Origin of the sequence: Clostridium chauvoei, assembly GCF_002327185.1 — a bacterium.
GTDB classification, from domain to species: Bacteria; Bacillota; Clostridia; order Clostridiales; family Clostridiaceae; genus Clostridium; species Clostridium chauvoei.
This window is the reverse complement of the sequence record NZ_CP018624.1, coordinates 1,608,235-1,629,969: the sequence shown is the minus strand read 5'-3', so window position 1 is coordinate 1,629,969 and position 21,735 is coordinate 1,608,235. Positions and strand designations below refer to the sequence as shown.

Here is a 21,735-nt window from a genome sequence, read left to right as displayed (position 1 = left end):
ATGGGAATTACATTAGAAAAAGTAGATAAGGTGAAAGAAAGAACTGGTGCGACTTATGCAGAAGCAAAGCACGCATTAGAAATTAATAATAGTGATATTCTAGATGCTATAATATATTTAGAAGAAGTAAAAAATATTAAATCAGAGATGATAACAGAGTTACCTAATGGGAAAAAAGAACAAAAAAACTATGAATCATTAGATGAACTAAAAGTTTGGTTGAAAGAATTAATAAATAGAGGAAATGTAACACGTATAAGAATATCAAAAGATGAAAAAGAAATTGTAGATATTCCTGTAAATGCAGGTATAGCAGCAGGTGTAATTGCTATTATAATACCACAAATTTTAGCATTTGGATTAATAGCAGCAGTAGTTACACAACTAAAGATTGAAATAACTATGGCGGATGGGTCTGTAGAAGTAGTTAATAAATATGTTTCAAAAGCCGTAGATGATATTAAAGATGTGGCAACAGATGTAGCGAGTAAAGTTAAAAATAAAGTAAATGGAGTAACATCTGATATAGTTAAGACTAATAAAGATATAAATAAATCTTCAGATTTAAATGAAAATGTATATAGTTACACAGTAAAATTTGATAACGAGGATTAATTAATTGATAATGTAAGAAAACAGGCAATATAAGGCAATAAATTTAATAAATAAGGGATATTCAGGTAATTTGACTAATTTTTCAGAAAATTAAGTATAGTCAAAATGTTATAAAATGTTATAATTAGATTGTAAATATCAAACTAATCTTAATTATCTGAATATTCCTTTGCTGATTTGAAAAGAGGGATAAAAGTGAAATTATCACAGAGGCAAGAAGAAATAATAAAAATTGTAAAAGAAGGACAGCCTGTTACAAGTGAATCACTAGCAGAAAAATTAGGAGTTACTAGGGCCGCTCTTAGAGCTGACTTAGCAATACTTACAATGATAGGTGTTTTAGATGCCAGACCTAAAGTAGGTTATATTTATCAAGGCGAACCGCATAATACTAGCGTGTTGGAAAATATATCTAAAGTTATAGCTGGTGAAATAATGTCAAAACCTGTAACGGTAAGCGAAGAAACTACAGTGTATGATGCAATCGTATACTTGTTTTTAAATGATGTAGGGACATTATTTGTAGAAAGTAATGGAATGTTAGTGGGTGCGGTATCTCGAAAGGATTTTCTTAAAATAGCCATAGGGGGAACTGATATCCATAAAGTTCCAATTGGTGTAATAATGACGAGAATGCCTAATATAGTTTGTGGTTATGCAGAAGACAGTGCATATAGCCTTGCTCAAAAAATTATAGAACATGAAATTGATAGTATTCCGATAGTGGAGAAAGTTGAAAATCTTAACGATACGAAAAATCAGTTGAGGATAATAGGGAAAATATCTAAAACTAACATAACAAAACTTTTTGTTAAGTTAGGAGAGAGAAACTAAAGCTAAATTTAGAACATGGTATTTTTAATAGGGTAACTACGAGGCAATAGCTTTGTTAGTATATATATTTCAATTTGATTAAAACGGAGGAGTATTGAGATGGAAAGAAAGAAGTACGTTTACCTTTTTAGTGAGGGCAATGGGTCTATGAAGAACCTTCTAGGAGGTAAAGGAGCAAATTTATCAGAAATGATTTTACTAGGGATTCCAGTACCACAAGGATTTACAGTTACAACAGAAGCGTGTAATAAGTACTATGAAGATGGAAAAATAATATCAGAAGATATTATTTCAGAAATTCATGAAAAAATTGGACAATTAGAGGAAATCACAGGAAAGAAATTTGGTAGTTTAACAAATCCGTTATTAGTATCAGTAAGATCTGGAGCTAGAGTATCAATGCCAGGTATGATGGATACTGTATTAAATCTTGGATTAAATGATCAGTCAGTAGAAACTATGGCTAAACTAACTGGTAATCCAAGATTTGCATACGATTCATATAGAAGATTTATTCAAATGTTTTCAGATGTTGTTATGAACATAGAAAAAAGACTATTTGAAAATTTAATAGATGAATTAAAAGAAGAAAAAGGAGTAGAGTTTGATACTGAATTAACAGCAGAAGACTTGAAAGTTTTAATAGTCAAATATAAGGAATTATATAAAAAAGAAAGAGGCGAAGAATTCCCTCAAGATCCAAAACATCAATTAATAGAAGCTATTACAGCTGTATTTAGATCATGGGATAATCCAAGAGCTATAGTATATAGAAGATTAAATGATATTCCAGGGGAATGGGGTACAGCAGTAAACGTGCAAGAAATGGTTTTTGGTAATAAGGGAGAAACTTCAGGAACAGGAGTTGTATTCTCAAGAGACCCAGCAAATGGGGAAAATAAAATATATGGGGAATACTTAATGAATGCACAAGGCGAAGATGTTGTTGCAGGTATTAGAACTCCACTTCCAATTGCTAGATTAGAAGAACAAAACCCAGCAATATATAAACAATTCACAGAAATTGTTAACAAGTTAGAGCATCATTATAAAGATATGCAAGACATGGAAATAACTATTGAAGAAGGTAAGCTTTACTTCTTACAAACAAGAAATGGTAAGAGAACAGCTCAAGCTGCATTAAAGATTGCTGTTGATTTAGTTGAAGAAGGAATGTTAACAAAGGAAGAAGCTATATTAAAAGTTGAGCCACATCAACTAGATACATTACTTCATCCTGCATTCCATACAGATGAATTAAAGAAAGCTACACCAATTGCCAAAGGACTTCCAGCATCTCCAGGAGCAGCATGTGGTAAAATTGCATTTACAGCTGAAGAAGCTAAGGAAAGAAAAGAAAAAGGTGAAAAAGTAGTTTTAGTAAGACTTGAAACTTCACCAGAAGATATAGAAGGAATGATTGCAGCAGAAGGTATATTAACAGTAAGAGGGGGTATGACTTCTCATGCAGCTGTTGTAGCTAGAGGAATGGGAACATGCTGTGTTGCAGGATGTGGAGATCTTAAAATAAGTGAAGTAAATAAGACATTAGAAGTTAACGGAAAGATTTATGGAGATAATGATTATATTTCAATAGATGGTACTACAGGAAATATCTATGGAGAAGCAGTCAAAACAGTTACACCAGAGATATCAGGAAATTTTGCTAAATTTATGGGTTGGGCTGATGAAATTAGAAAGTTAAAAGTTAGAACTAATGCAGATACTCCAAGAGATACAAAACAAGCTGTTGAGTTTGGAGCGCAAGGTATAGGTTTATGTAGAACTGAGCATATGTTCTTTGCAGAAGATAGAATAATGGCAGTTAGAGAAATGATAGTTGCTAAAAATGAAGAGCAAAGAAGAAAAGCTTTAGAAAAATTACTTCCAATGCAAAGAGAAGATTTTATAGGAATTTATGAAGCTTTAGAAGGAATGCCAGCTACTATAAGATTCTTAGATCCACCACTACATGAATTCTTACCTCATAGTGATGAAGATATAGAATCATTAGCTAAAGAGATGGGATTAACATTTGAAGAACTTAAAGCTACTGTAGAGAGTCTACATGAGTTCAATCCAATGATGGGACATAGAGGATGTAGATTAGCAGTATCTTATCCGGAAATAGCAGAGATGCAAACTAGAGCGGTAATTGAAGCTGCAATAGAAGTTAAGAACAATAAAGGTTATGATGTAGTTCCAGAAATAATGATTCCTTTAGTAGGTGAAATAAAAGAATTAAAATATGTTAAAGATATAGTTGTTAAAACAGCAGAATCTGTAATGGATGAACATGGAGTTAAATTAGAATATAAAGTTGGTACAATGATAGAAATTCCAAGAGCTGCATTAACTGCAGATGCAATTGCAAAAGAAGCTGAATTCTTCTCATTTGGTACAAATGATTTAACTCAAATGACATTTGGATTCTCAAGAGATGATGCAGCTAAGTTCTTAGCAGACTATTATGATAAGAAAATTTATGAGCAAGACCCATTTGCTAAACTAGATCAAACAGGAGTTGGTCAATTAGTTAAATTAGCAGTGGAAAAGGGTAAATCAGTAAGACCAGATATTAAACTTGGAATTTGTGGAGAGCATGGTGGAGATCCATCATCAGTTGAATTCTGTCACAATATAGGATTAGATTATGTTTCATGTTCACCATTTAGAGTTCCACTTGCAAGACTTGCAGCTGCACAAGCTCAAGTTAAAAATAAGAGATAATTAAAAGGAGACCACTTGGTCTCCTTTTTTATTGAATTTAAAAAGTTATATTATACTTATCTTTAAAAACCTTCATCATTTCATATACAAATTCAAGTTGATTACTTGTCTTACTAAGGCCTTTTTCTAATAAATGAACAAAAGAGGTTTTATTACATTTCTTTATATTTTTATAGTAATCTCTAGATAATTTCCAGTATTTTTGAGGAAAAGCAATATAAGCTAAAATATATTTTAAATCAGATTCAGTTAAATTATTAGAATATAAATAACTATCGATTACATATGTAGTTATTTCGATATTCCAATTGGTATTTTCTCTTTTAAGTAAACGTCTTAGGAAATATGCTAAATCATGAGCAGAGTAATCTAGCTTACATTTATCAAAGTCTATGATACAAACATTATTATTATCAATTATAATATTTTTATTTACATAATCTCCATGACAAAGGGAAGAGGAAAGTTCATCCAATTTAATCGAAGAAGATATTTCGACTGAAAGTTTAGCTAACCTTAAGTTTTCATCTAAGTTAGCAAGAAAAATATTAGAAAATTTATCGTTATATTTATGTGCGCTATTTACAGCATTTAATAACTGATTAAAATGCTTATATACAGATAGATGATAATCTTCTAAGCCTTTTCTTAAACAGCTACCCTCTATTGGAGTAAAGTTTCTAGAAACTTTATGTAATGTACCTAGTGTTTTAGCAGAAAGTTGTAAATGATGCATATTGTCGAAGTTGCATTTGTCGCCTTCTAACCAAGGGGTTAAAATAAATAGCATATCAGAGTACATAACATATCTATGACCATTAATAGTAGGAAGTAATTTAGGAACTAAAATAGAATTCCTATAGAGCCATTCCATAGCAGAGTAAACATATAGAAGATTAGCTTCATCATAATACACTTTTTTTAAACAATAATTTTTACCTTTATAGTCTATTTTGTAAACAGCCCTTTGTTTTTCGGTATCTTTAAATTTCACCATTGTAACATTAGCATATTCAAGTTCATAGTTTGGTAAGATAAATGCCTTTATTTTATCGAGAGATAACAATTCTTCTCTGGAATTTTTTTTATAATTAGTATTTCCCATTTTAATCTCCTTATAAAATTATTCATTATTATGATATTAGTAAAATAAAATAAATATACTAGAATATTATAAATAATGAAATTATAATGAAATACTTAAATAAAGGGATTTAGGCAAAAGTATAGAATATCATTAATAGAGGTGAGATATATGAATGTAAGGGAAAAAATAGAGAGTTTTGAAAACTTGACATTAATACCAGAAGCAACTCACAGTGTACAAAGTCTTGGAAGAGAAAGGAAAGAAGATTTGGATACTATAAGAACGTGTTTTATGGTAGATAGAGATAGAATAGTTCACTGTAAATCTTTTAGAAGATTAAAACATAAAACCCAAGTTTATATAAAAACCTTTGGAGATCATTATAGAACTAGACTAACTCATACCTTAGAGGTTTCGCAAGTTGCAAGAAGTATAGGAGTTGGGATAGGATTAAATGAAAATTTAATAGAAGCTATAGCTTTAGGTCATGATTTAGGACATGTAGCTTTTGCTCATAATGGAGAAGAAGTATTAAATGAATTCCTTAAAGATGGATTTAGACACAATGAGCAAAGTGTAAGAGTTGTTAAAAAGCTTGAAAAGAATGGCATGGGATTAAACTTAACCGAGGAAGTGCTAGATGGTATTTTAAATCATAGTGCTCTTGGAAAATTTGATAATAAATCTAAGACTTTAGAAGGTAGAGTAGTTAAAATAAGTGATAAAATTGCATATTTAAATCATGATATAGATGATTCTATAAGAGCAGGATTATTAAAAGAGTATGATTTGCCAGTAGATATTAGAAAAACTTTAGGGTCTACTAGCTCAGAAAGAATTGATACATTAGTTTTAGATGTAATAAATAACACTACAAAGAGTTTGGAAAGTGGAGTAGTTGATATATCTTTAAGCAAGGAAGTTTGGGAAGCTATGACAGAACTTAGAAAGTATATGTTCAAAAACATATACTTAGGAGACTTTTTAAGCTCTGAAAGAGAAAAAGCCAAGTTTATATTAGTTCAATTAATTGAGCATTATTGTAAATATCCCGAAAAACTACCAGATACTTATAAGAAGATTTTAGAAAGTGAAGGGTTAGAAAGAGCTGTAGCAGATTATATTGCAGGTATGAGTGACGATTATTGTTTGAATTGCTTTAATCGTATTTTTGTACCAAAGTTTGTAATTTATTAGTAAATTAAAGAATAAGAAAATTTTTTCTGGGAAAAATATTTTCATGACGAAAAAAAGGAATTTTAAAGTTGGAAAAGAATATAAATAGATATAAGTACTTAAAATATTATGTTAAATTATATTTTAAGAAGGAAATATATATAAAATGTCGAATACTTAAAAGGTTGACGAAAAAAAATAGTGAGGAGGTGGATCTCCTTGCAGATTTCTGAAGAAATTTTAGAAAAGATAAAAGAGCAAAATGATATAGTAGATGTTATATCAGAGTCTGTAAGACTTAAACGATCAGGTAGAAATTTTTCAGGGTTATGTCCCTTTCATAATGAAAAAACCCCGTCTTTTTCTGTATCTCAAGATAAACAAATATATAAATGTTTTGGATGTGGAGAAGCTGGAAATGTAATTACTTTTGTTATGAAAACTAAAAATCTACCTTTTGTAGATGCTGTAAAATATTTAGGAGAGAGAGTTAATATAACAATAGAGGACGGTAATAAAGGAAAGAGTCCTATAACTAAGAAGAAAGAGATGCTTTATAATGTTAACGTAGAAGCAGCTAGATTCTTCTTTAGAAATTTAATGAGCACTTCAGAAGCTAAAGATTATTTTTTAAATCGTGGTATTAAAGAAGAAACTATGAAGAGATTTGGACTAGGATTTGCAAAAGAAAGTTGGAATAATTTGCTTTTATACTTAAGAAAAAGAGGATTCAATGAGGAAATATTATTAGAAGCAGGATTAGTATCAACATCTCAAAAAACTGGAAATAAATATGATCGATTTAGAAATAGAGTTATTTTCCCTGTATTTGATTATAGGGGGAAGGTAATAGGATTTGGTGGAAGGGTGCTAGACGATTCAAAACCTAAATATTTAAATTCACCAGAAACTCTAGTTTTTCAAAAAGGAACTAATTTATATGGCTTAAATTTTGCTATTAAAAGCAATTTGAAGGAACGATACTTTATTATAGTAGAAGGATATATGGATTTAATAACTTTGCATCAATATGGGATTACAAATGTTGTAGCTTCATTAGGAACAGCATTAACTACTAATCAAGCAAGGCTTTTAAAAAGATATGCAGATAAAGTTATAATTTCTTATGATGCAGATATAGCAGGACAAACAGCAACGTTAAGAGGATTGGAAATATTAAAAGATGCAGGATTTGAAGTTAGAGTTTTAAATATTCCACAAGGTAAGGATCCTGATGAATTTGTAAGAAGTAATGGAAAAGAAGCATTTAAAAATTTAATAAAAAATGCTGAGCCATTAATTGATTATAGATTAAAGAGAGCTGAAGAGGGAATAAATTTTAAAGAAAGCGATTCTCTTGCTAAATATGGTAAAAGGGTTACCAATATTTTAGCTAAATTAAATCCTGTGGAAAAAGATGTCTATGTTAAAAAAATTTCAGAGAATACTGGTATAAGAGAGCAAGCTTTATACGACTTATTATCAAGTGAAATGACAAAAAACATAAATAATGATAAATTTATGAATAATAAGGAATATAATGGAACAAAATTATATGTAGAGCCTGGTTTTTTAAAGGCGGAGAGATCTTTAATGAAATTAATGCTTGAAGACGACTATTTTGAATACATTATTAATATTTTAAAAGAAGAGGATTTAATATTAGAAGAACATAAAGAAATATTCTCCATTATTAAAGATGGTAAAATGGGAAGAATAAATAATATAATGAGCTTTGTAGAATCAAAATGTAATAATGTTAAGACTTTAGAGGAATTAGTGAAAATAAAAGAGCATAATGTTTTTAAGGTGAATGATAGCAAAAAATTAATTAAGGATTTTATAAAACAAATAGATAATTATAAATTAAACCTAAGATTAGAGGATTTAAAAAAACAACAAAAATTACTAGAGGCAGAAGGGAAGATTGAAGAGTCTATTCATATCGCTATTGAATTAACTAAGATAGCAGAATTATTGAAAAGAGGTGTGAGAGAATAGGTGGTCATAGCGAAAGGAGGTAATGTAATGGTAGATCAAAAAACTAAAGCTAAACAAGGCAAAAAGAATAACGAGGATAAGAATAATAAAATGGCAGTAGTTAAAAACCTACTGGATAAAGGTAAGAAAACTGGTACATTAACATATAAACAAATAATGGATGAAGTTGAACATATAGATTTAGGACCAGAACAAATAGAAAAGATATATGAAGTTCTAGAATCAATGGGAATAGAAGTATTAGGTGAGGTAAATGCTGTAGAAGAGGTTGAGGAAGAGGAAATAGATGTTTCAGTTCCAGAAGGTATAGCTATAGATGATCCTGTTAGAATGTACTTAAAAGAAATAGGGAAGGTTCCTCTTTTATCATCAGAAGATGAAATTAATTTAGCATTAAGAATAGAAGAAGGAGACCAATATGCAAAGAAAAAATTAGCAGAGGCTAATTTAAGATTGGTTGTTAGTATAGCTAAAAGATATGTAGGAAGAGGTATGTTATTCCTAGATTTAATACAAGAGGGAAACCTTGGATTAATAAAAGCTGTAGAAAAATTTGATTATAGAAAAGGCTTTAAATTTTCAACGTATGCTACATGGTGGATTAGGCAAGCAATTACTAGAGCTATAGCAGATCAAGCTAGAACTATAAGAATACCTGTTCATATGGTTGAAACTATAAATAAACTTATAAGGGTTCAAAGACAATTACTTCAAGAATTAGGTAGAGATCCATTCCCAGAAGAAATTTCAAAAGTTATGGATTTACCTGTAGACAAAGTTAGAGAAATACAAAAAATTGCTCAAGAACCAGTTTCACTTGAAACTCCAATAGGTGAAGAAGAAGATTCACACTTAGGAGATTTCATTCCAGATGATGATGCACCAGCACCAGCTGAAGCAGCTGCATTTACAATGTTAAAAGAACAATTAATAAATGTTTTAGATACATTAACTCCAAGAGAAGAAAAAGTATTAAGATTGAGATTCGGTTTAGATGATGGAAGAGCTAGAACTCTAGAAGAAGTAGGAAAAGAATTTAATGTAACTAGAGAAAGAATAAGACAAATAGAAGCAAAAGCCCTTAGAAAACTTAGACATCCATCAAGAAGTAAAAAATTAAAAGATTATTTAGATTAGCACCTAGTGGTGCTAATTTTACTTTAAGTAAGGAGTAGAATTAAATGGAATTAAGCAAAAGATTAAATTTTATTATAAATAAATTAGATAAAGTAGAATCCCTAATAGATGTAGGAACAGATCATGGATACATCCCTATATATGCATTGAAAAATGGTTTATGTGATAAAGCTATAGCATCTGACGTAAATAAAGAACCTCTTGATAAAGCTAGGCTTAATGCTGTTCTAGAAGGGGTGGGAGAAGAACTAGATTTTAGATTAGGAAATGGATTAAGTGTAATAAAAGAAAAAGAAGCTCAAGCTGTTATTATAGCTGGAATGGGTGGGAATTTAATAAGAGATATACTAGAAGATAGTATAGGTATAGTAAATGAATTAGACTACTTAGTACTTCAACCAGCACAAAATCCAGAAGTATTAAGAGAATACTTATATACTAATGATTATGAAATAATACAAGAAGATTTGTGCTTAGATGAAGGTAAATACTATGAATTATTTAAGGTTAAGAGAAAAGATGGGGAAAATACTATCTTAGATAATATATATTATGAAATAAGTCCTAAATTATTAATGGAAAAACATCCTTTAATGAAGGAATATTTAAGTTATAAATTAGATCAATATAATAAGATAGTGAGTTTTATAACTGATGATACACCATCAGCAAATTCAAGAAAAGAAGAATTAACTGAAAAAATTTCAGTATTATCAAATATGATTAATTTTTTATAAGGTGATTTAAAATGAAAAAAGTTAAAGATATTATGAGTGAAATGGAAAAATTAGCTCCTACATATTTAAAAGAAGATTTTGATAATGTGGGGTTAATGCTTGGAGATAAAAATCAAGAAGTTAAAAAGGTTTTAGTAGCTTTAGATTGTACTTTAGAGGTTATAGAAGAAGCAAAGAGTCTAAAGGTTGATATGATACTTACTCACCATCCTCTTATCTTTAGAAAGCCAAATAGCATTACTACAGAAACATTACTAGGAAAGAAAATAATAGAGCTTATAAAAAATAATATAAGTTTATACTCTAGTCACACTAATTTAGATTCTGCAGAAGAAGGATTAAATAAAAATATAGTTGATATGTTAGGATTTAAATCAGATGAATTATTAGAAATAAATAAGAAAAATTCTAATGCAGGACTTGGAAGAGTAGTGAGATTAGATAAAGAGATAGAAGTAATGGATTTAGTAGATATAGTAAAAGAAAAATTAAATATAGACAATTTAAGAATTTCTATTGGAAATGAAAAGATAAGAAATATAGCTATAATTAATGGAAGTGGGCAAGATTTCATTAATAGAGCTGTAGAAAAAGGAGTTAACTGTATTATTACAGGAGATACTACTTATCATTACGCTTCTGATTATAAAGAAATGGGAGTATCGATTTTAGATATTGGACATTTTTCTTCTGAATGGTTAGTTTTTTTAAAGACAATAGAAAAAGTAATAAATAATTTTAAAGATGTTGAGTTTATAACATCAAAGATAGTTAAAGATCCCTATACTTTTGTATAGGGATTTATTTTTTTTAGTTTAAAAAGTATCAAATCAGAATATATAACATATTTATAAATAATAGCAATTGTAGGAGTTTGGTGGATGGGAAGTAATAGATATTATCATAAAAAAAAGGGTAATGATTGGGCAAAATTCTTTAAAAAAACTATTAAGGATTTTAGTGATAATGTATCAAGAAATATAGGTAATAGTTTAAATTGTAGAAATAATTTTTGTTGCATTCAAGCAAGGATATGTATTTTTGTTCTTATGATTTTAACTCTCTTATTCTCGGGAATTGGATTTTATTCATGGCTAATACTTGCTATTTTACTTATAGTTTTACAGTTTGTTTAATAATTTTAAAAAAAATATTGTATTACTTTGATTTATGTGATAATATAAAACTTGCGAGTAAGACATGCAATCGCTGCTAGACTTGATCTAGGAGAGGAAAGTCGGAGCTCCACAGGGCAGGGTGCTGGATAACGTCCAGTCAAGGCGACTTGAAGGAAAGTGCAACAGAGATATACCGCCTAAGGTTACTTAGGTAAGGGTGGAAAGGTGAGGTAAGAGCTCACCAGCATGGTGGTGACATCATGGCTATGTAAACCCCACTTGGAGCAAGACCGAGAGTGAGGCAAATGGGGCTGCCCGTCCCGCCTCCGGGTGTGTCGCTTGAGCTTATTGGCAACAGTAAGCCTAGATAGATGATTGCTTAATACAGAACTCCGCTTATGGCTTGTCTCGTACTATGAAAAACACTAGGTTTAAAGCCTAGTGTTTTTCTTTTTGTTTAGTTAATATATTTTATTTAAAAATCAGTTATATCACTTTTAGATATGCTGATTTTTTTGCTTATTTTAATATACTTTACTGAAAACAAAATTATTGTTTGGTAAATTTTTAGTAAAATATTGACGGGTGATTTTCTAGGTTGTATTATATAAGTAAGAAAGAAGTGGAAATATATTAATGAGTATTAATTTTATTAAATAGATAATTACTTCCAGGGGGATATATTAATGGCTACAATAAAAGATATTGCTAACTTAGTTGGAGTTTCATCATCTACAGTATCTAGAGTACTAAATTTTGATGAGTCACTTAATGTAGCAAATGAGACAAAAATGAAAATTTTTCAAGCGGCAGATGAATTAGAATATGTATCTGTAAGAAATAGAAAGAAAAATAAAACACAAACTATAGGGATTCTACATTGGTACACAGCGGAACAAGAGTTAGGAGATCCTTATTATTTATCAATAAGGCTAGCTGTTGAAAAGAAATGTCTAGAACAATCTATAAATATTATAACAGTTCATAGTGAAAATGGAATGGATCAACTTAAAAATGTAGATGGAATTATAGCTATAGGAAAGTTTAGCTTAGATGAAATAGAAATTATAAGAAAAAATACATCAAATATAGTTTTTGTCGACTCTTCACCTAATAATAAGCTGTATGATTCTGTAGTAGTAGATTTTAGAGAGGCGATGTATGAAGCTTTAGATTACTTATTTAATTTAGGGCATGAAAAAATTGTTTATATAGGTGGTCGTGAAACTTATAGAAATGGCATAGAATATATAATAGATGAAAGAGAAGTTAATTTTATTGAATATATAAAAAATAAAGGCATAAATAGTGAGAATAAAGTTTTTACTGGTGATTTTACACATAAAGATGGATATAGACTTATGAAACAAGCTTTAGAGGAAGAGTTAATACCAACAGCCTGTTTTATTGGAAGTGACACTATGGCTGTAGGCGCTTATAAGGCTATTGCAGAAAAAGGTCTTAGAATACCAGATGACATAAGTGTTGTGGCATTTAATGATATTCCAACTGCTAAATATATGATACCGTCATTATCTACAGTTAAAGTTTATACTGAATTTATGGGGATGGCAGCAGTAGATTTGATGATAGAGAATATATTAACAAATAGATGTTATAGAAAAAAAGTCGTAATAAACTCTAAATTAAAAATAAGAGAAAGTTGTAAAAGTATAAAGTAATTTTAGGAGCTTGTAGTTAAATTTATTACAAGCTTCTTTTTATTTTAAATAATATAGTAAAACAATATAAATAATTTAGTAAAAAATTTAGTAAATTTATTGACAATATCAATCCTCTTTACTAAAATAAGAATATAGAGAATTGTTTTAAAATTTTAATATATTTGAAAGCGTTTAAATAAATGGTAATTAGGTGGAGGTATTAAAATGTTACAAGAATTAGTTAATGAGTTTATTAAAACTTTTGGTGAAGAACCACAAGGTAATTATTTTGCACCAGGCAGAGTAAATCTAATAGGAGAACATACAGATTACAATGGAGGAAATGTTTTTCCTTGTGCCTTAACAATTGGAACATATATGATAGCTAGAAAAAGAGAAGACAAGCTTATAAGATTATACTCAAAGAATTTCTCAGAATTAGGAGTTTTAGAGTTTAGTGTAGATGACTTGAAAAATGAAAAAGAACATGATTGGGCAAACTATTCTAAGGGAGTTATTTGGGCTTTAAGAGAAAATGGTTATACAATTGATTCAGGTTTTGAAGGATATGTATATGGAAATATACCAAATGGAGCTGGATTATCATCATCTGCATCATTAGAGTTAGTTACAGGAGTTACATTAAGAGATTTATTCAAATTAAATGTTGATATGATTGATTTAGTAAAGTTTTCACAATTAGCGGAAAATAAATTTATAGGTGTAAATTGTGGAATAATGGATCAATTTGCAATAGGAATGGGAAAGGAAAACTGTGCTACATTATTAGATACAAATACTTTAAAGTATTCTTATGCACCAATTAACTTAGTTGATTCATCTATTGTAATATCAAATACAAATAAAAGAAGAGGACTAGCAGATTCTAAATACAATGAAAGAAGAGGTCAATGTGAAGCTGCATTAAAAGATTTACAAAAGGAAGTTAAGATAAATGCCTTAGGTGAATTAAGTGAAGAAGAATTTGAAAAGTACAAGCATCTAATTGTTGACGAGATAAATAGAAAACGTGCAAAACATGCAGTTTATGAAAATGTAAGAACATTAAAGGCTGTTGAAGCTTTAAAGAATAATGAAGTAGAGTTATTTGGAAAGCTTATGAACGCTTCTCATGTATCATTAAGAGATGATTACGAAGTTACAGGAATAGAACTTGATACATTAGTAGAACTTGCATGGAAACAAGAAGGAGTAATTGGTTCAAGAATGACAGGTGCAGGCTTTGGTGGATGTACAGTTAGTTTAGTGAAAAATAAAGATATAGATAACTTTATTAAAAATGTTGGAGAAGCATATAAAGAAAAAATAGGTTATGAAGCTGATTTTTATGTTGTTAATATAGGCGATGGGGCAAGAAGACTTGACTAAAATAGATAAGAAGGTGGATATTATGAGTATTAATATTTCATATGAGATAGAAAGATTACTTCAATATGGAATTAAAAAAGGTTTAATAGAATTAGAGGATAAAATTTTTGTAACAAATAGAATAATGGATATTCTAAAATTAAATGAAGTAGAAGAAGTAGGAAATATAGAAGAAAATCTTGAAACTCCAACTGAATGCTTAGAAAATATATTAGATTATGCTTTTAAAATAGGCATTTTAGAAAGTAATGGGGTAGAGTCAAGAGACCTTTTAGATACTAAAATTATGGGATGTTTAGTTAAGATGCCTTCTATAATAATAAAAGAGTTTAATAGATTATATAAAGAAGATCCGAAAAAGGCAACTAATTATTATTATGATTTAAGTAGAGCTACTAATTATATAAGAACTGATAGGGTTAAAAAGGATATTAAGTGGCAAACAGCTACAGAGTATGGAAATTTAGATATAACTATAAATTTATCTAAACCAGAAAAGGATCCTAAAGACATAGCGGCTAAAAAGAATGTTGTTTCAAGTAACTATCCTAAATGTTTGCTTTGTGTAGAAAATGAAGGGCATTCAGGTAGAATTGGATATCCAGCTAGAGAAAATCATAGAATTATCCCGCTTACTTTAAATGAAGAAAAGTGGTTTTTACAATACTCACCATATGTTTATTATAATGAGCATTGTATAGTTCTAAAAGGAAGTCATGATCCTATGAGAATAACAGAAGCTACCTTTAAGAGACTTTTAGGGTTTATAGAAAAATTCCCACATTATTTTGTAGGTACAAATGCAGATTTACCTATAGTTGGTGGTTCAATTCTTGCACATGATCATTTTCAAGGTGGAAATTATGAATTCTCAATGGCTAAAGCTAAGGTTGAAAAGGAATTCCAAATTGATAAATTTAATGATGTTAAAATTGGAAAGGTTAAGTGGCCTATGTCTGTAATAAGACTAGAAGGAAAAGATAAAGAGTCTATTTTAAAGGCAGCTATATATATATATGAAAAGTGGAAAACTTATTCAGATGAAGAGGTTGATATTCATGCATTTACAGGAGATACTCCTCATAATACTGTAACTCCTATAGCAAGAAGAAATGGTGAAAACTATCAATTTGATTTAGTTTTAAGAAATAATAGAACTACTGAAGAGTTTCCTTATGGAATTTTCCATCCACATGAAGAATTACACCATATTAAAAAAGAAAATATTGGTTTAATTGAAGCTATGGGACTTGCTATTTTACCATCAAGACTAAAAAAAGAACTTAAAGAAATTAAGTATTTCCTTTTAAATACAGAAAGAATTTCAGAAATAGATGAAAAAGAAGAACTTTTAAAACATAAGCTATGGGTTCTTGAAATAATTAACAAATATAAAAATATAAATGAAGAGAATGTAGAGGATATACTACAACAAGAGGTAGGACTTAAGTTCTTAGCAGTATTAAAAGATGCTGGAGTGTACAAGAGAGATGAAAAAGGACAATATGCCTTTGATAAATTTATTCTTGGATTGTAGGTGATTAAATGCAAATAAAAAATACTATGGTAAATAATTCAAAAGATATAATAAGTTATGAAATTAGAAATTCTAAAGGCTTTGGGATTAATGTATTAAATTACGGAGGAATAATAACAGATGTTATAGTTCCAGATAAAAATGGAAACCTTGAAAATGTTGTTATGAAATATAAAGATATAAACGTATATTTAGAAAATCCATCTTATTATGGAGCTTTAATCGGAAGAACTTCAGGAAGAATCTGTGGTGGAGAAGTAAAATTAAATGATAAGCTTTTAAAGTTAAATAAAAATTATGGAGCAAATCAAGGGCATGGAGGAAATACTGGCTTTGATAAAAAGATAATGGAAGCTTCAACAGAAATATTAGAAAATGAGGCTTATGTAGAATTAAAATGTTTTAGTCCTAATAACGAAGAAGGTTATCCTGGAAACTTAAATGTAACAGTTAGATATACCGTTACTGAAGACAATACATTTAAAATAACTTATAAAGGTATTAGTGATGAAGATACTTTATTAAATCTTACAAATCATAGTTATTTTAATTTAAGTGGAAATCAAAGAGGGGATATTTTAGATCATCACTTATATATAGACAGTGATTTTTTAGTAGAGCTTGACGAGACACAAGCACCTACAGGGAAATTACTTAATATAAATGGAACTGCCTTTGATTTTACTATTCCTAAACTTATTGGTAGAGATATAGAAGAAGAGGATCCTCAACTTAAAATAGGTCAAGGATATGATCATCCATGGATACTTAATGGAGGAAATAAAATAAAGCTTAGACTTTATCATAAATCTTCAGGTAGAGTGATGGATGTATTTACAAATCAAAAATCTGTAGTACTATACTCTTTAAACTTTCCAGATGAAGAAATACTAGAGTCAGGAGAAAAACCTAAGAGAAGAGGTGCTATAGCTGTAGAAACTCAAAGTCCACCAATAGGTAAAGATAGTTGTTTTGTTAATCATTCTTTCTTAAAGAAAGGTGAAGAATATAATAAAGAAACCATATATAAATTCTCAATTAGAGATAAATAAACCCATAAATGGTGATTAGCTTTAAACTAATCACCATTTTATTTTTTAGAAAACTTTAGTTTAAAATCATTTTTAAGCTAAAAAACTTATAAAATATAAAGAGAGCAATATTATTGAGGGGAGTCTTTTGAATAGAAAAACAGTTTATGATGATTTTATTGGGTTAATAGCATTAATGGCATCTATAATGCTTATGTTAGAAATAACTATAGATTTGCCCCATGAAGTATTAATCTCCTTTTATTATATGGATTTAGTAATATGGTTTATATTTATAGGAGACTATATTATGGGATTTATATATGCTAGAAGGAAAATAGAATTTATAAAAGAAAATTTTTTGGACTTATTGGTAATAATAACAGTTAAAACATATTTAAGGATATTTAAATACTTAGAAATAACATTAATTTTTAATAATATAGTTGCTATAAAAATAGCACAACTTTTAAGATTAATAATTTTACTTATGAAATTTAAAAAGAATATAAGAGAAAAGCAAAAAATGAATAAATTTAATTATATGCTTATATTAACAACTATAGTAATAGTATTAGGTGCAGTTATGATATCTTTGCTAGAAGGGATGAGCTTTGAAGATGCATTATGGTGGAGTTTTGTTACATTTACAACTGTAGGGTATGGAGACGTATTACTTACTACATCAATGGGGAGGTTGGTGGCGGTTTTACTTATGATATTTGGAATAGGGTTTATAGGTATAACAACAAGTACAATAGCTGCTTATATAATAAATGGTGGTAAAAGAAGGAGAAATATGGATTTTAAACAACAGACAATTGAAAATATAAAATACAAATTAGATAATTTGGATAAGCTTTCAGATAGTGAGCTAGATGATATATATAAAACTTTGAAATCTCTTAAATAGAGTATAATGTTAGGAAGTTTCTTTTTAAAATAGGAAAAATCTATTATAATTAAAATAGAAAAATCTATAGAGAATTTATTTAGGAGTAAAGTATGAAGAAAAACAAGAGACTAATAATTTTAGCTATTTTTATTGCAAGTATAGTAGGGATATTTATAGGAACATCTATAAAATATATAAAACCTATTAAGGTGGAAAGTGTTTTAAATAAAGAAGAAGTGAGTAAAGAAGAAGATTTAGTTTTCAAGTTTACAGAAAATAATCTAATGGATAAAGATGGTGGTATTTATACAAATCTAAAAGATAAAAAAAGTGAAGGGGATATAACAAAAGGACATAATATATTATCAGAATCTCAAGGTATGTTACTTATGTACTATTTATATAATGGAGATGAGGAAGGTTTTGATAAAACTTTTAATTATATAAAGGAAAAAATGCTGTTAAAAAATAATTTAGTAAGTTGGAGGATAGATAATGGAGAACCATCAGAGGTGTCAGCAACTATCGATGATTTAAGAATATCGGAAGCTTTAATATTGGCATCAAAGGAGTTTAAAAGTTTTAAATATAGATACTATGGAGTTAAAATTTCCCAGGGAATATATAAGAATTTGATGACAAATGGAAACTTGATAGACTTTGAAGATGAATATGGTAAGAGCAATTTAACAACTTTATGTTATTTAGATTTATCTGCATTAAAATTATTAACGCAAGTAGATAAAAAATGGGAGCTTGTATATAATAAAGCTTTACAAGTTATTAATGGTGGTTTTATTTCTGATAAACTTCCTTTGTATAGAAAAAATTATAATGTATCCAATAATTCATATGATTCTGAAGAAATAGATTCACTTCTTTCTGTACTTGTTATTTTAAATAAATGCGAGGCGGGGGAGGATACATCTGTAAGTATTCAGTGGTTAAAAGATCAACTAAAAGAAAAAGGATACATATCTTCACTATATAATATAGAAACTGGAGAGGAAAGTAAAATAGAGTCTACTTCCATTTATGCTAATATAATTCAAATCGCAAAGGTTGTAGGTGATAAAGAGTTATATGAATTAGCATCAAATAAGATGAAGATATTTCAAGTTATGAATGAAAAAAGTAATATATATGGAGCTTTTGGAGATGAGAAAACTGAAGCTGTATATTCATATGATAATCTAAATGCTTTATTAGCATTTAGAAAAAAATTAAAGTAAAGTATTAAATAGTATATAAGAATGTTTTTAAATTGCTCTATTATAATAGAATAAATTAATAAATATAACAGGAATATCATTATTAACTTATATAATTGCAAAAAATACAGAAAGTTATTGAAAAATGTAGAAATTCGGAATAAAATATAATAATATTTAATATAAAATTAAGAAGTAGAGTTAAATTAAAGCTCTACTTCTTAATTTTGATAGTTTATATTAAATATTATTGTAAATATGGTGATAATATAATAATGGATTTACTAAATGGGAAATGGAGGCGCAATTGATGAAGAATATCTTTAAAATATTTAAAAGAGATTTAAAAAGTATAGTTACAAATTGGGTTGCCTTAATTATAATTTTAGGATTAATGCTATTACCAGCATTATATGCTTGGTTTAATATTAAGGCAGGATGGGATCCGTATGGTAACACTAAAGGAATAAAGGTTGGTATAGTAAATCAAGATGCAGGGGACAATTTTGGAGAAAAAAATATAAATGTTGGGGACGAGTTAATACATAAACTAAAAGACAATAATAGTTTAGGATGGCAATTTGTAAATGAAGAACAAGGTATAGATTCAGTAAGAAAGGGAAAATATTATGCAACAATAATAATTCCTGAAGATTTTACTAAGAAAATTCTATCAATAGTATCTAATGATATACAAAAGCCAGAGCTTATGTATAAAGTAAATCAAAAAAGTAATGCTATTGCTCCTAAAATTACAGATAAGGGAGTAAATACTATAAAAAGTCAAGTAGATAGTACAATAGTAGAAACGGTAAATGGAATTATTTTTAAAGTTCTAAATGAAACAGGAGTTGGAATTGAAGAAGTAAGACCTAAGCTAATAAAATTTGTAGATGATATAATAGATTTAAATGAAAAGATGCCGGAAATAGAAGATTTAGTTAATAAGGCTTATGATGGAACTATAACAGCAGAAGAACTTATTAAAAAAGTTAATAATAATATACCACTAGTAGAAGAAACTTTAAATACTAGTACAACTATTTTAAATGATGCTACAGTAGCTTTAGAAAAGACTAAAAAAGGTATTAATGATATAGCACCTGTTATAAAAGAGGATTTACAAGTTGCTGAAGATACATTAACTTCTGTAGAGGGATTACTAGATACTATATTAAATACTAATATAGATAAGGATCAAATTATTTCGACTTTAGATAATATTTCAGTTAAAGTAGCTGATTTAAAAGTGAAAATTACTGATATGACTAAGAGATTAGAACCATTAGGTAAATTAAATCCACAAATTAAGAATCTTATAGAACAATTAAATGATGCAAATGTAAAATTAGATGAATTAATATCTGGAATAAACTCAGCTAAAGATGCAGTAGTTAATGCTAAACCTTTAGATAAGACTAAAATTCAAAATTTAAAGGATTTAGTATCTAATAATAAATCAATAATTAGCAATATTGTAGCTAATTATGATTCAGAATATGTACCACAGTTAAATAAGGCTGTAGAACAAATGAATAGTATAGTAGATAATACTTTAGTTTTAGTAGGAGAAGCTAAAGAATCTATGCCACAGGTTAAAGATTTATTAAATAAACTTGACTTAGGTGTAGATCTTGGAAAGACTGAACTTGAAAAATTAAAAAGAGATTTGCCTACTATAAAATCAAAAATTGCTAATATAGCGGATAAACTTTCAGGATTAACTGATAGTGAAAAAATAGATGAGTTATTGAAGATGTTTGAAAATGACTGGCAAGCAACTAGTAGTTTCTTAGCAAGCCCAGTGAAAATAAGTGAAGATATATTATTCCCTATACCAAATTATGGTTCAGCAATGTCACCATTTTATTCAACTCTTTCTTTATGGGTAGGGGCATTAATATTAGTATCATTATTAACAACAGATGCTCATGGTTTTGAAGAAGGAATGCATTTAAAACCATATGAAAAATACTTTGGAAAATTTTTAACCTTTGCATTTATAGGAATATGTCAATCTTTAATTGTTAGTATTGGAGATATGTTATTACTTAAATGTTATGTATCAGAGCCTATACTTTTTGTAGGAATTAGTGTATTTATTAGTATGGTATTTATAATGATTGTGTACACTTTAGTTTCTATATTTGGAAATGTAGGTAAAGCTATGTCTGTAATATTACTTGTAATACAAGTAGCAGGGTCTGGTGGAACATTCCCAATAGAAGTAACAACACCATTTTTCCAAAAGGTATATCCATTATTACCATTTACTTATGCTATATCAGGAATGAGAGAAGCAGTAGGTGGAGTAGTGCCTGAATTATTAATTAAGGATTTAACTATATTATTATGCTATTTTGGATTAGCTATAGTTGTTGGATTATTCTTAAAGGGACCTATAAACAAAGTAAGTAAAAACTTTGTTGAAAAATTAAAAGAAAGTGGACTTATTGGTCATTAGAATCAAAAAAGCTGTATCAAAATTAATTTTGATACAGCCTTTTTTATTTTACATTTATATAGATTATAAAAACTTTAAATATTATAATAAGATTAATAATATAAAAAAT

The 21,735-nt window shown here is 28.5% G+C and carries 17 protein-coding genes and 1 other RNA gene; 17 read left to right on the top strand and 1 reads right to left on the bottom strand.

The window, feature by feature from the left end:
• The 3 genes from BTM21_RS07630 (at position 1) to ppdK (ending at position 4,179) form a co-directional block, all read left to right on the top strand.
• Positions 1–615, top strand: a complete 615-nt coding sequence (locus tag BTM21_RS07630) for a DUF4342 domain-containing protein (protein ID WP_021875295.1) — start codon at positions 1–3, stop codon at positions 613–615.
• Positions 616–810: 195 nt separating this feature from the next.
• Positions 811–1,449 (top strand): transcriptional regulator CcpN, encoded by a 639-nt coding sequence (gene ccpN, locus BTM21_RS07625; protein ID WP_021875296.1) that lies wholly within the window; start codon positions 811–813, stop codon positions 1,447–1,449.
• Positions 1,450–1,548: 99 nt separating this feature from the next.
• Positions 1,549–4,179: a pyruvate, phosphate dikinase gene (ppdK, locus tag BTM21_RS07620; RefSeq protein WP_079481247.1), complete on the top strand. Its 2,631-nt coding sequence runs from the start codon at positions 1,549–1,551 to the stop codon at positions 4,177–4,179.
• A 37-nt stretch (positions 4,180–4,216) separates the two neighbouring features.
• On the opposite strand, the gene BTM21_RS07615 is transcribed toward ppdK, so the two are convergent.
• Positions 4,217–5,284, bottom strand: a complete 1,068-nt coding sequence (locus tag BTM21_RS07615) for a CotS family spore coat protein (RefSeq protein WP_021875298.1) — start codon at positions 5,282–5,284, stop codon at positions 4,217–4,219.
• A gap of 150 nt (positions 5,285–5,434) precedes the next feature.
• Here BTM21_RS07615 and BTM21_RS07610 point away from each other — a divergent pair, with 150 nt between their 5' ends.
• The 14 genes from BTM21_RS07610 (at position 5,435) to BTM21_RS07545 (ending at position 21,626) form a co-directional block, all read left to right on the top strand.
• Positions 5,435–6,463: a deoxyguanosinetriphosphate triphosphohydrolase gene (locus tag BTM21_RS07610; protein ID WP_021875299.1), complete on the top strand. Its 1,029-nt coding sequence runs from the start codon at positions 5,435–5,437 to the stop codon at positions 6,461–6,463.
• A gap of 198 nt (positions 6,464–6,661) precedes the next feature.
• Positions 6,662–8,443 carry a DNA primase gene (gene dnaG / locus BTM21_RS07605; protein WP_079481248.1) on the top strand — a complete coding sequence of 594 codons (1,782 nt, stop codon included), beginning with the start codon at positions 6,662–6,664 and terminating at the stop codon, positions 8,441–8,443.
• 27 nt (positions 8,444–8,470) lie between these two features.
• On the top strand, positions 8,471–9,580 hold the full coding sequence (gene rpoD / locus BTM21_RS07600) for an RNA polymerase sigma factor RpoD (RefSeq protein WP_021875301.1): 1,110 nt from the start codon (positions 8,471–8,473) through the stop codon (positions 9,578–9,580).
• 44 nt (positions 9,581–9,624) lie between these two features.
• Complete coding sequence (locus BTM21_RS07595; RefSeq protein WP_021875302.1) at positions 9,625–10,317, top strand: tRNA (adenine(22)-N(1))-methyltransferase; 693 nt, start codon at positions 9,625–9,627, stop codon at positions 10,315–10,317.
• 11 nt (positions 10,318–10,328) lie between these two features.
• Entirely contained in the window at positions 10,329–11,114 is a 786-nt protein-coding gene (locus tag BTM21_RS07590; RefSeq protein ID WP_021875303.1) for a Nif3-like dinuclear metal center hexameric protein, read from the top strand.
• 84 nt (positions 11,115–11,198) lie between these two features.
• Positions 11,199–11,453 carry a hypothetical protein gene (locus tag BTM21_RS07585; RefSeq protein WP_079481249.1) on the top strand — a complete coding sequence of 85 codons (255 nt, stop codon included), beginning with the start codon at positions 11,199–11,201 and terminating at the stop codon, positions 11,451–11,453.
• Between the two features lie 54 nt (positions 11,454–11,507).
• Positions 11,508–11,850: RNase P RNA component class A (gene rnpB / locus BTM21_RS07580), an RNA gene on the top strand.
• A gap of 271 nt (positions 11,851–12,121) precedes the next feature.
• Complete coding sequence (locus BTM21_RS07575; RefSeq protein ID WP_021875304.1) at positions 12,122–13,117, top strand: LacI family DNA-binding transcriptional regulator; 996 nt, start codon at positions 12,122–12,124, stop codon at positions 13,115–13,117.
• Positions 13,118–13,318: 201 nt separating this feature from the next.
• The gene (locus BTM21_RS07570; RefSeq protein ID WP_172000992.1) at positions 13,319–14,488 is read left to right on the top strand and encodes a galactokinase; all 1,170 of its coding nucleotides are present in this window, start codon (positions 13,319–13,321) and stop codon (positions 14,486–14,488) included.
• A gap of 22 nt (positions 14,489–14,510) precedes the next feature.
• A complete protein-coding gene (gene galT / locus BTM21_RS07565) occupies positions 14,511–16,025 on the top strand; it encodes a UDP-glucose--hexose-1-phosphate uridylyltransferase (RefSeq protein ID WP_079481808.1) in 1,515 nt (504 codons plus the stop codon).
• A gap of 8 nt (positions 16,026–16,033) precedes the next feature.
• The gene (locus BTM21_RS07560; RefSeq protein ID WP_021875307.1) at positions 16,034–17,077 is read left to right on the top strand and encodes an aldose epimerase family protein; all 1,044 of its coding nucleotides are present in this window, start codon (positions 16,034–16,036) and stop codon (positions 17,075–17,077) included.
• 127 nt (positions 17,078–17,204) lie between these two features.
• Positions 17,205–17,969 carry a potassium channel family protein gene (locus BTM21_RS07555; RefSeq protein ID WP_021875308.1) on the top strand — a complete coding sequence of 255 codons (765 nt, stop codon included), beginning with the start codon at positions 17,205–17,207 and terminating at the stop codon, positions 17,967–17,969.
• 92 nt (positions 17,970–18,061) lie between these two features.
• The gene (locus BTM21_RS07550) at positions 18,062–19,183 is read left to right on the top strand and encodes a glycosyl hydrolase family 8 (protein ID WP_021875309.1); all 1,122 of its coding nucleotides are present in this window, start codon (positions 18,062–18,064) and stop codon (positions 19,181–19,183) included.
• Positions 19,184–19,472: 289 nt separating this feature from the next.
• Complete coding sequence (locus BTM21_RS07545) at positions 19,473–21,626, top strand: YhgE/Pip domain-containing protein (protein WP_021875310.1); 2,154 nt, start codon at positions 19,473–19,475, stop codon at positions 21,624–21,626.
• Positions 21,627–21,735: the final 109 nt, after the last annotated feature.

Coding starts and splice junctions, on each gene's coding strand:
- BTM21_RS07590 (WP_021875303.1), top strand. CDS start 10,329: ATGAAAAAAGTTAAAGATATTATGAGTGAAATGGAAAAATTAGCTCCT.
- BTM21_RS07575 (WP_021875304.1), top strand. CDS start 12,122: ATGGCTACAATAAAAGATATTGCTAACTTAGTTGGAGTTTCATCATCT.
- BTM21_RS07550 (WP_021875309.1), top strand. CDS start 18,062: ATGAAGAAAAACAAGAGACTAATAATTTTAGCTATTTTTATTGCAAGT.
- BTM21_RS07610 (WP_021875299.1), top strand. CDS start 5,435: ATGAATGTAAGGGAAAAAATAGAGAGTTTTGAAAACTTGACATTAATA.
- galT (WP_079481808.1), top strand. CDS start 14,511: ATGAGTATTAATATTTCATATGAGATAGAAAGATTACTTCAATATGGA.
- BTM21_RS07615 (WP_021875298.1), bottom strand. CDS start 5,284: ATGGGAAATACTAATTATAAAAAAAATTCCAGAGAAGAATTGTTATCT.
- ppdK (WP_079481247.1), top strand. CDS start 1,549: ATGGAAAGAAAGAAGTACGTTTACCTTTTTAGTGAGGGCAATGGGTCT.
- BTM21_RS07595 (WP_021875302.1), top strand. CDS start 9,625: ATGGAATTAAGCAAAAGATTAAATTTTATTATAAATAAATTAGATAAA.
- BTM21_RS07545 (WP_021875310.1), top strand. CDS start 19,473: ATGAAGAATATCTTTAAAATATTTAAAAGAGATTTAAAAAGTATAGTT.
- BTM21_RS07630 (WP_021875295.1), top strand. CDS start 1: ATGGGAATTACATTAGAAAAAGTAGATAAGGTGAAAGAAAGAACTGGT.
- BTM21_RS07585 (WP_079481249.1), top strand. CDS start 11,199: ATGGGAAGTAATAGATATTATCATAAAAAAAAGGGTAATGATTGGGCA.
- BTM21_RS07560 (WP_021875307.1), top strand. CDS start 16,034: ATGCAAATAAAAAATACTATGGTAAATAATTCAAAAGATATAATAAGT.
- rpoD (WP_021875301.1), top strand. CDS start 8,471: ATGGTAGATCAAAAAACTAAAGCTAAACAAGGCAAAAAGAATAACGAG.